The organism is Marinobacterium ramblicola (assembly GCF_019084545.1).
Lineage (GTDB): Bacteria > Pseudomonadota > Gammaproteobacteria > Pseudomonadales > Balneatricaceae > Marinobacterium_D > Marinobacterium_D ramblicola.
The window spans coordinates 82,540-96,572 of record NZ_JAHREP010000003.1 but is presented as its reverse complement, the minus strand read 5'-3'; the positions used below and the strand labels follow the sequence as shown (position 1 = coordinate 96,572).

At 63.5% G+C, this 14,033-nt stretch carries 13 protein-coding genes; 5 read left to right on the top strand and 8 right to left on the bottom strand.

Annotated features, from left to right (window positions below; all coding sequences use genetic code 11):
• Positions 1 to 11: 11 nt before the first annotated feature.
• Together KQ940_RS02870 and lhpI are read right to left on the bottom strand one after the other, a co-directional pair.
• Positions 12 to 1,259 (bottom strand): NAD(P)/FAD-dependent oxidoreductase, encoded by a 1,248-nt coding sequence (locus KQ940_RS02870; protein ID WP_217411513.1) that lies wholly within the window; start codon positions 1,257 to 1,259, stop codon positions 12 to 14.
• Positions 1,256 to 2,227 (bottom strand): bifunctional Delta(1)-pyrroline-2-carboxylate/Delta(1)-piperideine-2-carboxylate reductase, encoded by a 972-nt coding sequence (gene lhpI, locus KQ940_RS02865; protein ID WP_217411511.1) that lies wholly within the window; start codon positions 2,225 to 2,227, stop codon positions 1,256 to 1,258. The genes KQ940_RS02870 and lhpI overlap by 4 nt, the downstream gene beginning before the upstream one ends.
• Before the next feature lie 127 nt (positions 2,228 to 2,354).
• Between lhpI and KQ940_RS02860 the strand changes: the two genes are divergently transcribed.
• Positions 2,355 to 3,149, top strand: a complete 795-nt coding sequence (locus KQ940_RS02860) for a helix-turn-helix transcriptional regulator (protein ID WP_217411509.1) — start codon at positions 2,355 to 2,357, stop codon at positions 3,147 to 3,149.
• A gap of 39 nt (positions 3,150 to 3,188) precedes the next feature.
• Here the strand turns inward: KQ940_RS02860 and KQ940_RS02855 are convergent, their stop codons facing one another.
• The 5 genes from KQ940_RS02855 to KQ940_RS02835 form a co-directional block, all read right to left on the bottom strand.
• The gene (locus tag KQ940_RS02855) at positions 3,189 to 3,596 is read right to left on the bottom strand and encodes an OsmC family protein (protein ID WP_217411793.1); all 408 of its coding nucleotides are present in this window, start codon (positions 3,594 to 3,596) and stop codon (positions 3,189 to 3,191) included.
• A gap of 20 nt (positions 3,597 to 3,616) precedes the next feature.
• On the bottom strand, positions 3,617 to 4,426 hold the full coding sequence (gene trpC / locus KQ940_RS02850; protein ID WP_217411507.1) for an indole-3-glycerol phosphate synthase TrpC: 810 nt from the start codon (positions 4,424 to 4,426) through the stop codon (positions 3,617 to 3,619).
• An 11-nt stretch (positions 4,427 to 4,437) separates the two neighbouring features.
• Positions 4,438 to 5,466: an anthranilate phosphoribosyltransferase gene (gene trpD, locus KQ940_RS02845; RefSeq protein ID WP_217411505.1), complete on the bottom strand. Its 1,029-nt coding sequence runs from the start codon at positions 5,464 to 5,466 to the stop codon at positions 4,438 to 4,440.
• Between the two features lie 88 nt (positions 5,467 to 5,554).
• Positions 5,555 to 6,145, bottom strand: coding sequence for an aminodeoxychorismate/anthranilate synthase component II (locus KQ940_RS02840; protein ID WP_217411503.1), 591 nt, complete (start codon positions 6,143 to 6,145; stop codon positions 5,555 to 5,557).
• Between the two features lie 453 nt (positions 6,146 to 6,598).
• Complete coding sequence (locus tag KQ940_RS02835; protein ID WP_217411501.1) at positions 6,599 to 8,686, bottom strand: molybdopterin oxidoreductase family protein; 2,088 nt, start codon at positions 8,684 to 8,686, stop codon at positions 6,599 to 6,601.
• A gap of 178 nt (positions 8,687 to 8,864) precedes the next feature.
• Here KQ940_RS02835 and KQ940_RS02830 point away from each other — a divergent pair, with 178 nt between their 5' ends.
• Positions 8,865 to 9,467, top strand: a complete 603-nt coding sequence (locus tag KQ940_RS02830; RefSeq protein ID WP_217411499.1) for a DUF938 domain-containing protein — start codon at positions 8,865 to 8,867, stop codon at positions 9,465 to 9,467.
• Position 9,468: 1 nt separating this feature from the next.
• Here KQ940_RS02830 and KQ940_RS02825 read toward each other — a convergent pair whose 3' ends face one another.
• Positions 9,469 to 10,437, bottom strand: a complete 969-nt coding sequence (locus tag KQ940_RS02825; RefSeq protein ID WP_217411497.1) for a zinc metalloprotease HtpX — start codon at positions 10,435 to 10,437, stop codon at positions 9,469 to 9,471.
• An 81-nt stretch (positions 10,438 to 10,518) separates the two neighbouring features.
• On the opposite strand from KQ940_RS02825, the gene hrpB reads away from it, so the two are divergent.
• Genes hrpB through KQ940_RS02810 form a run of 3 tightly spaced genes read left to right on the top strand, consistent with a single transcriptional unit; the run spans position 10,519 to position 14,013 of the window.
• The gene (gene hrpB, locus KQ940_RS02820; RefSeq protein ID WP_217411495.1) at positions 10,519 to 13,062 is read left to right on the top strand and encodes an ATP-dependent helicase HrpB; all 2,544 of its coding nucleotides are present in this window, start codon (positions 10,519 to 10,521) and stop codon (positions 13,060 to 13,062) included.
• 56 nt (positions 13,063 to 13,118) lie between these two features.
• Complete coding sequence (locus KQ940_RS02815; RefSeq protein ID WP_246589649.1) at positions 13,119 to 13,280, top strand: oxidoreductase-like domain-containing protein; 162 nt, start codon at positions 13,119 to 13,121, stop codon at positions 13,278 to 13,280.
• A gap of 7 nt (positions 13,281 to 13,287) precedes the next feature.
• Entirely contained in the window at positions 13,288 to 14,013 is a 726-nt protein-coding gene (locus KQ940_RS02810; protein ID WP_217411493.1) for an AraC family transcriptional regulator, read from the top strand.
• Positions 14,014 to 14,033 lie beyond the last annotated feature (20 nt).

Genomic DNA, 14,033 nt, shown 5'->3' with positions numbered 1-14,033 from the left:
GAGCCGACCGCTTAAAACCGGTCGACCCTGAACGGTGCCGGATCGATCGACGGAGGAGCCCCGCTCAACAGGTCGATCACCAGCTCGGCGCTGATCGCGGCCTGAGTCAGCCCCAGGTGCTGATGACCAAAGGCAAACAGCAAGCGGGAGTATCGAGGATGATGATCGATCACCGGCAACGAATCGGGCAGCGTCGGTCTGTGCCCCATCCATTCATCCACCCGTGCCGTGTCACGCCTCAGCGACGGCAACAGGGCATAGGCATGATGACGCAGGGCCGCGAACCTGCGCTTGAACGGCTTGAGCTTCAGACCGCCAAGCTCGGTCATGCCGACCGCTCTCAGCCCGGATTTCAGCGGGCTCATCACGAATCGCCGCTCCGCCGAGCCAATCGGCCGCTTGATCAGAGAGGCCTTGCCCTCGACTGTCAGGTGATAACCACGCTCCGCCTCGATCGGCACATCCAGGCCGACATCCTTGAGCAGCTGTCGACTCCAGGCGCCGGTGCAGATAATCGCGCTATCAAAATCCCGCACCCCCTCCACCATCACCACGCCGATACTGCGCTCATCGGGCCGAATCGATCGAACGCCCTGCTTTACAAAGCATCCACCACGCTGTTTAAAAACAGCGAACAGCTGCAGACAAAGCCGGTAGGGCTCTCGCATCTGACAGGCATCGGGAAAATAAAGTGCATGACTGAGCCGAGGCGCCAGTTCCGGTTCCAGTTCGGCCAGACGTGCACCGCTGACCAACTCGGTACGTATTCCCCACTGTTGCAGGTAGGCGGCATGGGTCTTGGCATCCTCGAGACGGCCCGCGGACTCCCATACCAACAGGTAACCGGATGCAACCATCTGCTCGGCGGCGCCGATATCGTCCAGGCAGCGCTGCCAGGCGGGAAGCGCGGCCCTGTTCAACTGCAGCAGCGCCTCGCGCGCCTGAGCAACGCACTTGGGCCTCGCTGCCGCAATAAAGCGCATCAACCAGGGCAGAATGCGGTGCAGGTATCCCAGCGGCAGCGCCAAAGGCCCGTTGGGGTCGAGCAACATGCGAGGCGCCGCACGCAACGTCTTGCAGGTCGACAGCGGATCGATCAGTTCGGTCGCCAGATAGCTCGCGTTGCCAAACGAGGCGCCCAGCCCGGGCTCATCCCGATCGATCAGCGTCACCTCGTAGCCCTGCCGCTGCGCCTGCAGCGCGGTACAAAGGCCCACGACACCCGCACCGATAACGGCAAGAGAGGCCGACCTGCTCATGATTGACGCCGATAGGCCAGAATAGCCGCGGCCAGATCCTCTCGCGAGTCGCCGACCGACTTGAACAGCGTGATCGCCCCTTTCGGATCGGAGAGCGCGGAACGACCGGCATGGCTACCGCGACACAGATCGGCGAACTCGGCGACGATCTTCTCCTTGCCGATGACACCCTCGCGAATCGGGATAATCAGGTCGCCGGTTTCCGCCAGCGCGCCGGCGCGCGTGTCGACGAACAGTTCGCAGCGCTGCATGGCACGGTTGTCGGTCTCCCGCATCCTGGGTGTGAAGCTGCCCACCAGATCCAGATGCGCCCCCGGCTTCAGCCAATCGCCCAGGATCAGCGGCTCGGTCGCCATGGTGGCACAACTGATGATATCGACCTGTTCGGCACAGGCCTGCAGTCGATCGACCGGACAGCCCCGGGCGTTCACGCCCTCGGCCTGCAGCTCATCCACCAGTCGCTGCGCGGACGATTCGTTGCGATCCCAGACCTGGACGGTGTCGATGGGTCTTACACTCATATGGGCCGGGATCAACCGCCGCGCCATGCGTCCGCTGCCGACCATCAGCAGGCTGGTCGACTCTTCGCGTGACAGAAAGCGGGAAGCGAGTGCCGAGGCACCGGCGGTTCGACGAGCGGTCAACTCGTTGCCGTCCAGCATCAGCAGGGTGTTGCCCGTTGTGCCGGAACTGAGCATGTAGTGGCTGGTCAGCCCCGGCATGTTGCGGGCGTTGTTGCCGGGAAAGACGTTGACCTGCTTGACGCCCAGGTACTCCCCCTCGATCCAGGCCGGCATCAGCAACAGGGTCGCCTGCGGCTCCCCCGGCACATCGATGAAGTGATGATGGCGCACCGGCGCATGCACGTCGTCGCGGGCGAAAATCTCTTGCAGCGCATCGACCATCGCGTCCCAGGGCAGCGCCTGCTGTACCTGTTCGGCATTCAGTTGTTCGGCATTCAGTTGCATAACGGACTCCGGCATTGTTAGTCTGATCACATCCTAACCAATACTCGGGCGCTTGCGTGGACTCAGCCTCTGAATCTCTATACCCGGACTCCGCACCGGAGGTTCGCCTCTACCGAGGAGTTTCGGCATGATCGCTTCGCAGGCACGCCGCAACCTGATCGCCCGCCAGAGCGGGGAGCATCTGCACGATTTCGCCCAGATACTGATCGGCCGACGCGGCCGGATGGATTGTGAATTTACCGAGACGGCGGGCCGCCTGGTGCCCGGCAGGGCCGCCTTGGCGCCTGCCGACAGCCGCCATCTGTTCGAGGGGTTGAGCGACGACAGTGAACTGCTGGTGATCGATATATCCCTGACGGATCCCTATATCCAGTCGCTGGAGCAGGCCTGCCGGATGCGGTTTGAGGAGACGCTGTTTCGTCAGCCGGAATTTTTGACCCTGGGGGTCGAAATGGCGCCGCTGCTGGAGTTCGCCGCGAGCCAACTGGAACCGGGCAAGGGCACTGACAATGCGCTGTTGCGCTGCCAGTTGGTGTCCCTGTTCATGACCCAATTCTGTCGACTCTATTCGTCGGAGCGCACCGAGCCGCTGCTTAGCCGGCGCATCGATCCGGTCATGCTGCACGACCTCATCGACGCCCGGCTGGACGAGCCGCTCGGCAACGGCGAGTTGGCGCAGGCGCTGAATCTGAGCGAGAGCCACTTCTACTGTCTGTTCCAGCGCCAGTTCGGTACCACGCCGCAACAGTATGTCGTCAATCGCCGCCTGCAGCATGCCCGCACCCTGCTGTTGAACAGCCGCCAGTCTCTGGTATCGATAGCAGACAGAGTCGGCTTCGCCGATGCGTCTAGCTTCAACAGAGCCTATAAACGCCAGTTCAACGAAACGCCGGGCGCGACACGGCGCGCCTTGAAAGCCTGAGACTCCAGCCGCACCGACTTGGCCGACCTGCGACGATTGTTACTCGACCTCGACGATCTCGAAGCTGTGGCTGATCTCGACGCCCCCCTTCTCCAGCATCAGCGACGCGGAGCAGTACTGCTCGGCAGACAGCTTGACCGCACGCTCGACCGCAGCCGGTTTGAGGTTGCGCCCGGTAACGACGAATTTGACATGGATCTTGGTGAACACAGACGGCACGGCGTCGGCGCGCTCCGCCTCGATCTGCGCCACGCAGTCGGTCACATCCTGGCGCGCCTTGCGCAGAATCATCATCACATCGACGCTGGTACAGCCGCCGAGGCCGGCCAGCAGCAGTTCCATTGGTCGCGGCCCCTGTTTCAGATCGCGGTCGATCATCACTTCGAAACCGGAATCGGTGACCGCCTTGAAGCGTTCGTCGCCGTCCCACTGCACATTGACGTTCATCGTCATCTCGTTTATTTCCTTTACTTGAACAGTTCTGCCAATTTCTGACCCGGCTCCGGTGCGCGCATGAACGCCTCGCCAACCAGGAACGCATTGACGCCGTGCGCACGCATGGCCGCCACGTCCTCAGCGCTGTGGATACCACTCTCGGTGACCACTATGCGATCCTCCGGAATCATCTCCAGCAGCGCGTAGGTGTGCTCAAGCGACACGTCGAAGGTGTGCAGGTTACGGTTATTGATACCGACCAGAGTATTGCCCAGCGGCAGCGAGCGTTTCAGCTCCTCCGCGTCGTGCACCTCGATCAGCACATCCATCCCCAGCGAGTGCGCCAGCCTGTTCAGTTCCGCCATCTTGGCATCGGTCAGGGCGGCGACGATCAGCAGGATGCAGTCGGCACCGATGGCACGCGCCTCGTACACCTGGTAGGGCTCGACGATAAAATCCTTGCGGATCACCGGCAGCGAGCAGGCCGCCCGCGCCTCCATCAGGTAGGCGTCGCTGCCCTGAAAGAAGTCCACATCGGTCAGCACCGACAGGCAGCTGGCGCCTCCCTGCTCATAGGAACGGGCGATCTCGGCCGGATGGAAGGGATCGCGGATCACCCCCTTGGAGGGGCTGGCTTTCTTGATCTCGGCGATCACCGCCGAGCGCCCCTCGGCCAGGGAGCGCTGCAGCCTGGCGACGAAACCGCGCGGGTCGGCTTCGGTACCGATCTTCGCACGGATCCGATCGCTCAGATCGGAGATCGAGACCCTGGCCGCACGCGCCTCGATCTCTTCATGTTTGCGGGCAATGATCTTTTTCAGCACCGTCGGTGTGTCAGTCATGATCTCTGATCTCAAAGCTGCTGGCTGAACTGGGCCAGCTGTTCCATTTTCTGCAGCGCCGCACCGGAGCCGATCGCCTCCAGCGCCTTCTGCACACCCTCTTTGTGGCTGACCGCCTGGCCGCTGAGATAGACCGCGGCGCCGGCATTGAGCGCAATCATCGATACCGCCTTGCGCGCCACCGCCTCATCGGCACCGGACAGCGCGGCGCGGATCAGTTCGAGCGACTGCGCCGGGCTGTCCACCACCAGACCGATCAGGCTCTGGCTTTCGATCCCCAGATCCTCCGGTGACAAGGTATATTCGCTGATCTGGCCATTCTTGAGCTCCGCCACATGGGTGTGGGTCGCCAGGCTGATCTCATCCAGGCCGTCATCGGCATGCACCACCATGATGTGCTCGGCACCGAGCTGCTGCATCACTTCGGCCATCGGCCGGCAGAGCTTCTTGGTGAACACCCCGATCACCAGGCGCTTGGCGCCGGCCGGATTGGTCATCGGTCCGAGGATGTTGAACATCGTACGGATACCCAGCGCCCGGCGGGCGCCGATGGCATGTTTCATGGCACCGTGGTAGCCCGGCGCGAACATGAAGCCGACCCCGACCTCATCGATACAGCGCGCCACCTGTTCGGCACCCAGGTCCAAATTAATCCCCGCCTGCTCCAACAGGTCGGCACTGCCGCTTTTGGAGGAGACACCGCGGTTGCCGTGTTTGGCCACGTTGACACCACAGGCCGCCGCGACGAAGGCGCTGGCCGAGGAGACATTGAACAGATTGGCGCCATCGCCGCCGGTACCGACGATATCCACCAGTGGTGCCGCACTGGCCTTGACCGGCGTCGCCAGCTCACGCATCACCTGCGCGGCACCGGTGATCTCGTCGATCGATTCGCTCTTCATGCGCAGGCCGACCAGAAATCCGGCGATCTGCGATTCGCTGCACTGTCCGGTCATCACCTGACGCATCACTTCGACCATCTCGTCACGGCTCAGATCGATATGATCGACCACACGTGCCAACGCTTCTTTAATATCCATTGCGGCTCCCTACCCTAACAGGCTGTTCGCTTGTGTCTCCGTGCGCGCCAAGCTGCGCTGCACTCTCTCTTTATATACGCTGCGCGCTCTAGTGACTGGCGCTGCGCTTGAGAAAATTGGCCAGCAGCTCATGCCCCTGCTGGGTCAGTATCGATTCGGGGTGAAACTGAACCCCCTCGATATCCAGCTCAGTGTGCCGAATACCCATGATCTCATCCCGCTCACCGTCGCTGTTCCGGGTCCAGGCGGTCACTTCCAGCTCGGCCGGTATACTGCCGGGCTCCAGCAGCAGGGAGTGGTAGCGGGTCACCTCAAGCGGATTGTTCAACCCCTCGAACACACCCTGACCTTGATGAAAAATCGGGGAGATCTTGCCGTGCATCACCTGGCGTGCCCGAACCACCTTCGCCCCGAACACCTGACCTATCGCCTGGTGCCCAAGGCAGATGCCCAGAATCGGTAGCCGCCCGGCAAAATGCTCAATTGCCGCCAGTGATATACCCGCCTCATTGGGCGTGCAGGGACCGGGGGAGATCACCAGCTGATCCGGCTGCTTCGCCTCGATCCCCGCCAGATCGATCTCGTCGTTTCGATAGACCTGGACCTCGGCACCCAGCTCGCAGAAATACTGCACCACGTTATAGGTAAACGAATCGTAATTATCGATGATCAGGAGCATCTGTCGCCAAGCCGCAATACGGGGGAATCAGCAGGCCATAATAACGTGAAGCGACGGCGATAGCACGTTACCGGCGGCTCGGCACGGGGGATTGTGCTTTCACTTAGCGCCAACACACTGATCGGAAGGAAATACGGGCCGATGCAGTCTCTTGCGTCTGACTCGCCGTGAACCCTTCCATGGGGGCTCCACTGCGACATCCATGTCGCAGAGGGTCAGCCGCAAGAGACTACACCGCCCCTCGGTAGCACGTGCCATCCGGCCAGCGGAATTTGGCACCGAACTTTATGAGGGGCGGTGGTACTGCTTCCGGGCGACCGTCTGCCGCCAAGGAGGGCGGCAGTCGAGCGGTCAGGACGACGCAAAGCGTGTCGCACGGAAGCAGTACTGCCGGCCCGGACCGGCACGCATCGTTGCTACGTAGGGCAATTGCCTGGGCTCATTATAGCCTCGCTATTCAGCACTCCTGTCGGACCTCAGCCACACCCTGGTATCGTGAAACACCGCACCGCCTGCCGGTGGCGCCGGTTCTGCGCTGACCAGCGTATTGATACCCAGACCATCCACAAACGCGCCGTTGGGCCATATCCCCTCGACGATCAGCACCCCAGGCGACACGCCGGCATAGGAGGCTGCATGGAGACGGACACTCCCCTGCCGGTTGCCGAGCCTCACCAACGCGCCATCGCTCACGCCCAGCCGCTCGGCATCCTGTGGATTCAGCAGCACTCTGGGGCGCCCCTCCTTCTTCAGCGATCCCGGCGTTTCGGTAAAGCTGCTGTTGAGGAAGGTGCGCGCAGGCGCTGTGACCAGCCGGAATGGATGGCTGTCATCGGCGGCATCGATCAGCTCGGCATGATCGGGCAGTACCGGCAGCTTGTCACCCTGCTCACCCAGCGCCGCCCAGTCGGCATAGAAATGGAACCGCTTGTCGGCATGACCGAAACCGTTGAGGAAATGCGCGGACTCGAAATCCAGCGCGCAATCCAGCCCTTCCGCGCGATGAATCTCCTCGGCACTGGGCAACCCACCCGCTTGAAGCGCTTTATCCACCAGCTCCAGCGCACTGAGCTCGAACAGCTCGTGCTCTACGCCGAGACGTCGCGCCAGCTCGCACACCAGCCAATGGTTGCTGCGGCACTCGCCAAGGGGCTCGATGATCGCCTTGCTGACCTGCAAGTGAGTATGGCCGCTGGCGGTATAGATATCGTCATGTTCCAGGAAGGTGGTGGCGGGCAGCACGATATCGGCCATCGCTGCGGTTTCGGTCATCATCTGCTCGTGCACGACGACGAACAGGTCATCGCGCAAGAAGCCCTCGCGCACCTTGGCCGATTCCGGTGCCACCACCACCGGGTTGGTGTTCTGGATCAACAGCGCCTTCACCGGCGGCCCGTCGCCAAGGTCAGTCGGATCGCCGGTCAGCACCGGACCGATGCGCGACATATCCAGCATCCGCACGCTGGGGTCGCGCAGCGCCAGTCCGTGCAACGGCGTACGATCCATCCGCTGATACAGCTCGCTATTGGAGTAAAGGGCCCCGCCACCGCGGTGCTGCCAGGCGCCAACCAGGGTTGGCAGGCAGCTCACTGCATGCATATTGGACGCACCGTTGCGCGAGCGGCTGAAGCCGTAACCCAGGCGCAGGAAGCTGTGCCGCGTATTGCCATAGAGCCGGGCAAACTCGACGATCTGCTCGACGCTGAGCCCGGTGATCCCGGCCGCCCACTCTGGTGTGCGTGTGCTCAGGTGTTCACGCACGCCGGCATCGAAATCGCTGTAGCGGGCGAGGTACTCCCTATCCTCGAGACCGTCGGCCAGGATCTGGTGCATCACCGCGCAGGCCAGCGCACCGTCGGTACCCGGCTTCAGCATCAGGTGCAGGTCGGCCTGCTGTGCGGTCGGCGTCCGGTAGGGATCGACCACCACCAGTTTGGCGCCGTTCTTCCGTGCCTTGGCGATATGGGTCATCACATTGATCTGGGTGTGCACCGGGTTGCCGCCCCAGACCAGGATCAGGTCGCTGTCGGCAATCTCGCGGGCATCGACGCCGCGCACAGCACCGACTCCGGCACGATAACCCGCATTGGAGATCGCCACGCAGATCGTCTCCTTCTGACCCGAGTAGCCCAGGGCATGACGCAGGCGGTGAGTCGCGCCGCGCTGGGCCCAGCCCATGGTGCCGGCGTAGAAGTAGGGCCAGATCGCTTCGGCACCGAACTCCTCGGCAATCGCCTGGAAGCGCGCGGCGATCTGATCCAGCGCGTCGTCCCAGCCGATCGGCTCGAACGCCTCGCGCCCGACGCCCTTGGCACCGACCCGGCGCAGCGGCGTGCTCAGCCGCTGCGGATGATGCACCCGTTCGGCATAGCGGGCCACCTTGGCGCAGATCACGCCGTCGGTATAGCTGTTACGTTTGCTGCCATGAATACGCCCGATTCTTTTCGCATCCTGCTTTTCCACCTCCAGGGCGCAGGTGGAGGGGCAGTCGTGAGGGCAGACGGCGTAGTGGCGGCTGACCTCAGATAGATCCTTTTTCATCACGGCTCCTTGCTTCGCTGAGGCTATGGCTGATAAGAATACTCGGAATAGTGCCAGTTTCGAGCACCGGGCCGCCAGGTACAGTTGACGATGGCAATTGGCATACAGATCATGACCTAATCCTTAAGTCGGGACAGGCAGCAAAGGCTAACAACCACCAGATGAAGATCCACATTCAATGAATAACCAGGCAAAACCCTTCTCGCAGGCCTGTGAAAATAACAAGGCACCCATCCTCGAGGTATTGCGACAGGCGTTCCACAACCGCACACGGGTGCTGGAGATAGGCAGCGGCACCGGCCAGCATGCGGTGCACTTCGCCGCCGAATTGCGCCACCTGGAGTGGCACACCAGCGATCTGACCGAGAACCATCCGGGCATCCGGCTCTGGCTGGCCGAGGCGCAGCTGACCAACCTGCATCCGCCGATCGAGCTGGATGTGACCCAGCGCCACTGGCCACAGGGGTTCGATGCCGTGTTTACCGCCAACACCACCCATATCATGTCCTGGGAAGCGGTGATCGAGATGATCGGCCGGATCGGCGAGGTGTTACCCGAGGGCGGCGTATTCTGTCAGTACGGCCCGTTCAACTATGGCGGACGCTACACCAGCGAGAGCAACGCGCGCTTCGATATCTGGCTCAAGCAGATCGAGCCGAGCCAGGGGATACGCGACTTCGAAGCGGTGGAAGCGCTGGCACGGCAGGCAGGACTGGAGTTGCTCGCCGATCACGAGATGCCGGCCAACAACCGCCTGCTGGAGTGGATCAAGCGCCGCTGAGCTACCACCAGGTGCCCCAGAACCGCCGCCTCGGCCGATGCTCGACCTCCGGATGATCGTAGCGATGCAGCAGCTGGTTCAGTGGCAGCGCATCCTGTTCATCGAGTTCCTGCTTCAGCGCGATCAACCGCTCCACCCGTTCATCTGTCTCCGGGTGCGTACGCAGCAGCGAGGGTTCAGGCACCTTGTGCCCCGGCATCAACACATGCTCCAGCCAACCGCCCTGGGTGCGCTCGATCAGATCCAGTGCCAGGGCCAGCCCCTCCGGATCGCCGGTGAGTTGCGCAGCGTGCAGATCGGCGGCGTACTCCCGCGTGCGGGACAGCGCCAGCTGCGCCAGTGCGCTGATCACCGGCGCCACCACCAGCAGCAGGATCAGCCACCAGTTGATGGTGACCAGCCCCAGCAGCAACAGCGGCAGGTTCAATATCAGCAGTGCCTGGCCGACAAACGCCAGTAGACTGGTCAGGCGGCTAAACAGGTCCGCCAGTCCCATCACCCAGAGGTCGTTGTGGCGGATATGGCTGATCTCGTGCGCCAGCACACCGACCAGTTCACGCAGAGAGAGACGCCGAATCATCGCATCGCTGAGTGCGATCGCCGAATGTCCGCGCCGCCCCACCGAGAATGCGTTCATGACCCGGCTCGGGATCAGGTACAGGGTCGGTACCGACTCCAGCCCGGCACGCTCGCTTAGCCACTCCACCACCTGATCCAGTGCCGGTAACTGCCCCGGCGGCAGCGCCCTGGCGCCATAGAGCTTCATCACCCAGCGCGGCGACAGTGCAGGGTTGAACACCACCACCGACATCCCCATCAGCACCAGCAGCACCAAGCCACTGCCGCCCCAAAGCAGCCACCCCAACAACCCGAGGAAACCGCCCATGAACAGGATCAGCAGCAGAGACTGCACTCCGTTGCGCAGTGCGTAGTGGCGCCAGCTCAGCCGGTCGCCTTTACCTCTGTACATGATTTTCTCCACGCCGCTCAAATCGAGCCTTTATGTTAGTATCGCCCGATAACCGCTCGCCTTCTATGAAAGTTCTACGCTATGCAGCCCTTGCCCATCGATACCGTTCTGCCCGAGCTACGACACACCCTCGCCCGGCATCATGAAGCGGTGCTGGAAGCGCCGCCCGGCGCCGGTAAAACCACCCGGGTCCCGCTCGCCCTTCTCGACCAACCCTGGCTCGTGGGACAGAAGATCCTGATGCTGGAGCCGCGGCGTCTGGCGGCCCGGGCCGCGGCCGAACAGCTCGCGCGTCAGCTCGGCGAAAAGCCGGGGGAGACCGTGGGTTATCGAGTACGCCTGGACAACCGCGTCAGCGAACGCACCCGGATCGAGGTGGTCACCGAAGGGATACTGACCCGTATGCTGCAAACCGACCCGGCCCTTGAGGGCGTCGGACTGCTGATCTTCGATGAGTTCCATGAGCGCAGCCTGGACGCCGATCTGGGCCTGGCGCTGGCGCTGCAGGGACGCGAGCTGCTGCGTGACGACCCGCCACTGAAGCTGCTGGTGATGTCCGCCACTCTGGATGGCGCCGCCATCGCCGGGCTGCTCGGTGATGCGCCCATTGTCCGCTCCGAAGGGCGCAGCTACCCGGTCAAAACGCTCTACACCGGCGCCGCCGAACCGGGCGAGCGGATCGAACCCCGCATCTGCCGGGTGATCGATCAGGCGCTGGCCGAGCAGAGCGGCAGCCTGCTGGTGTTCCTGCCCGGCCAGGGTGAGATCCGCCGGGTGCAGAGCCGGCTTGAGGAGCAGTTCAGTAGCCGGGGTGACCTCATCATCGCGCCGCTGTATGGTGACCTGTCGCTGGAGCAGCAGCGCCGCGCCATCGAACCAGCCCCGCAGGGCAAGCGCAAGATCGTGCTGGCCACCACCATCGCCGAAACCAGCCTGACCATCGAGGGGATCGAGGTGGTGATCGACTCAGGCCTGTCACGACACGCGGCATTCGACCCGGCCAGCGGTATGACCCGGCTGCACACCGGCCGCGTCTCCGCCGCGTCGGCGACCCAGCGCGCCGGTCGTGCCGGTCGCCTCGGCCCCGGCACCTGCTACCGTCTCTGGTCCCAGGGGCAGCAGGAGCAGCTCACACCGTTCACCGCGCCGGAGATGCAGCAGGCGGACCTGGCACCGCTGGCACTGGCGCTGCTCGCTTGGGGTGTGGATAACCCGGAGGAGCTGAGCTGGCTCGACCCGCCACCGAAAGCCGCGTGGAACCAGGCCGTCGATCTGCTGCTGCAACTGGGCGCCTGCGAGATCCAGCAGAACGGATCGCTGCGGCTGACCGGCTACGGCGAGCAGATGGCACGACTACCGACCCACCCGCGCCTGGCCCATCTGCTGCTGACCGGCGTCGAGCTGGGCCTGCTGCCGCTGGCCGCCGATATTGCGGCACTGCTCAGCGAGCGCGACCCGCTGCGCGGCCTACACAAAGACAGCAACGACAGCAACTCTGATCTGAGCCTGCGCCTGGAGTGGCTGCAACACGCCCGCAGCGGCGGCAGCCAGGCCCTGTGCCAGCGCCTTAAACAGCTCAGTGCCCAGTACCGGCGCATCGCCCAGGATGCCGATATCGACCGCCATCCGGTGGCGGATACCGACCATCCGCGCTGGATCGGCTGCCTGCTTGCTGCCGCTTATCCCGATCGCATCGCCCAGACCCGCAAGAGCGGTGGCCAGCACTATCGCCTGGCCGGCGGCCGGGGCGCCGAACTGAGCGTTGGCGATCCGCTGTGCCGCAGCCCCTGGCTGGTGGTCGCCGAGCTGAGCAGCCGCCAGGGCGATGCCCGCGATCGCGTGCGCCTGGCCGCGACACTCGACCCCGCGCTGTTCGACCTCCAGCTCAAAACACTGATCCGCATCGAGGAGCGGGTCGAGTGGGATGAAAACCAGCAGCGCCTGATCGCTGAACAGCAGCTCCGAGTCGGCGAGCTGATAATTGAGCGCACGCCACTGAGTGCCCCCTCCAAGGAGGCACGCAACCACGCACTATTGAACCTGGTGCGTAAAAAGGGCCTTAGCCTGCTGCCCTGGAACGAGGAGATCAATCTCTGGCGGGCACGGGTCGCCTTCTGTCACGAGCATGACCGGCAGGACAACTGGCCCGATCTGTCCGATGCCGCGCTGCTGGACAGCCTGGAGCAGTGGCTCTCGCCCTGGCTCGATCCGGTCAGCCATATCAACCATTTCGCCCGCCTGGACCTGACCGCGATCCTCAAGTCGCTGCTGCCCTGGCCACTGCCGCAACTGCTGGATGAGCTGGCGCCCGAACGTATCCGCGTACCCTCGGGCGCCCGGCTGGCGATCGACTACAGCCAGTCGCCGCCGGTGCTGGCGGTCAAGCTGCAGGAGATGTTCGGTTGCACTACGACGCCCTCGATCGGCTTCGGCGTGCGGTTGAAACTGCACCTGCTCTCACCGGCGCGCCGGCCGCTGCAGGTAACCCAGGATATTGAAGGGTTCTGGCAGAACGCCTACCAGGAGGTGAAGAAGGAGATGAAGGGGCGCTACCCGAAACACCCCTGGCCGGACGATCCGCTGCAGGCGCTGCCGACAGCGCGCACCAAAAAGGCGGGCGGCTGAGATCTGGCGCTATCCGCGCTACAATGGCGGCACACCGCAATACCGAGTGAACGAAGATGATTGAACAGCCTACCCCGCCGATGGATGGCGAATGCTGCGAAAGCGAGTGCTCGCCCTGCGTCTGGGACAGCTACTACGAAGAGATGGCGCGCTGGCGCCAGGCCGAAGCCGAACGCAAGGCCGCCGAAGCCGCCGCAGCGGACGAAAAGCCGGAGTAGATCCGCCATGACGCCACAACTGGAGCTGCGCAGCTACCGCGCCGAGATCGACAACCACCGCCACGCCTACCATCAGCTGGTGCTGCCACTGAGCGGCAGCCTGACGATCGAAATCGGCGGTCGCGATGGGCAGGTCGAAGCGCGGTGTGCAGCGGTTATCCACAGCGACGAGCTGCACTGTTTCCAGGCTGAGGGAGAGAACCGCTTCATCGTTGCCGATATTCCTCTCGGCAACCACGACCCTCTCCGGCTACCTGCGTTCCTGCAGTTATCTCCGGCTACGCTCGACTATGCCGGCTTCCTCGGCCGCCTGCTCAGCCGCGGCACACTTGCCGACAGCATCCAGCAATCAAGCTGCGAACTGCTGCTGAGCCTGCTCGGCAGCGCGACCGAACCTGGCGATATCGCCCTGGACCGGCGGTTACAGCTGGCGCGGAACTATATCGACCGCCACTTCCATGAACCGATGCAACTGTCGATGCTCAGTTCCCTCGCCCACCTCAGCCAACGCCAGCTCAACACGCTGTTTCAGCGCCAGCTCGGCTGCACGCCGTCGGACTACCTGATCCAGCGGCGCATGGAGCAGGCCCGGCTGCTGCTGACCACCAGCGACGACAGCATCCAGCGTATCGCGGAGCGCTGCGGTTACGGCAACCTGGCCGCGTTCAGCGATCGTTTCAGGCGCTACTTTGGCCGCTCCCCACGCCATTTCCGCGGCCCCAGGCTGCACTGAACTTCAGCCCTACCAAACAA

Excerpts from the sequence above, each read along its gene's own strand:
- KQ940_RS02830 (WP_217411499.1), top strand. The coding sequence starts at position 8,865 with ATGAATAACCAGGCAAAACCCTTCTCGCAGGCCTGTGAAAATAACAAG.
- hrpB (WP_217411495.1), top strand. The coding sequence starts at position 10,519 with ATGCAGCCCTTGCCCATCGATACCGTTCTGCCCGAGCTACGACACACC.
- KQ940_RS02870 (WP_217411513.1), bottom strand. The coding sequence starts at position 1,259 with ATGAGCAGGTCGGCCTCTCTTGCCGTTATCGGTGCGGGTGTCGTGGGC.
- KQ940_RS02815 (WP_246589649.1), top strand. The coding sequence starts at position 13,119 with ATGATTGAACAGCCTACCCCGCCGATGGATGGCGAATGCTGCGAAAGC.
- KQ940_RS02835 (WP_217411501.1), bottom strand. The coding sequence starts at position 8,686 with ATGAAAAAGGATCTATCTGAGGTCAGCCGCCACTACGCCGTCTGCCCT.
- trpD (WP_217411505.1), bottom strand. The coding sequence starts at position 5,466 with ATGGATATTAAAGAAGCGTTGGCACGTGTGGTCGATCATATCGATCTG.
- KQ940_RS02825 (WP_217411497.1), bottom strand. The coding sequence starts at position 10,437 with ATGTACAGAGGTAAAGGCGACCGGCTGAGCTGGCGCCACTACGCACTG.
- lhpI (WP_217411511.1), bottom strand. The coding sequence starts at position 2,227 with ATGCAACTGAATGCCGAACAACTGAATGCCGAACAGGTACAGCAGGCG.
- trpC (WP_217411507.1), bottom strand. The coding sequence starts at position 4,426 with ATGACTGACACACCGACGGTGCTGAAAAAGATCATTGCCCGCAAACAT.
- KQ940_RS02810 (WP_217411493.1), top strand. The coding sequence starts at position 13,288 with ATGACGCCACAACTGGAGCTGCGCAGCTACCGCGCCGAGATCGACAAC.
- KQ940_RS02855 (WP_217411793.1), bottom strand. The coding sequence starts at position 3,596 with ATGAACGTCAATGTGCAGTGGGACGGCGACGAACGCTTCAAGGCGGTC.
- KQ940_RS02860 (WP_217411509.1), top strand. The coding sequence starts at position 2,355 with ATGATCGCTTCGCAGGCACGCCGCAACCTGATCGCCCGCCAGAGCGGG.
- KQ940_RS02840 (WP_217411503.1), bottom strand. The coding sequence starts at position 6,145 with ATGCTCCTGATCATCGATAATTACGATTCGTTTACCTATAACGTGGTG.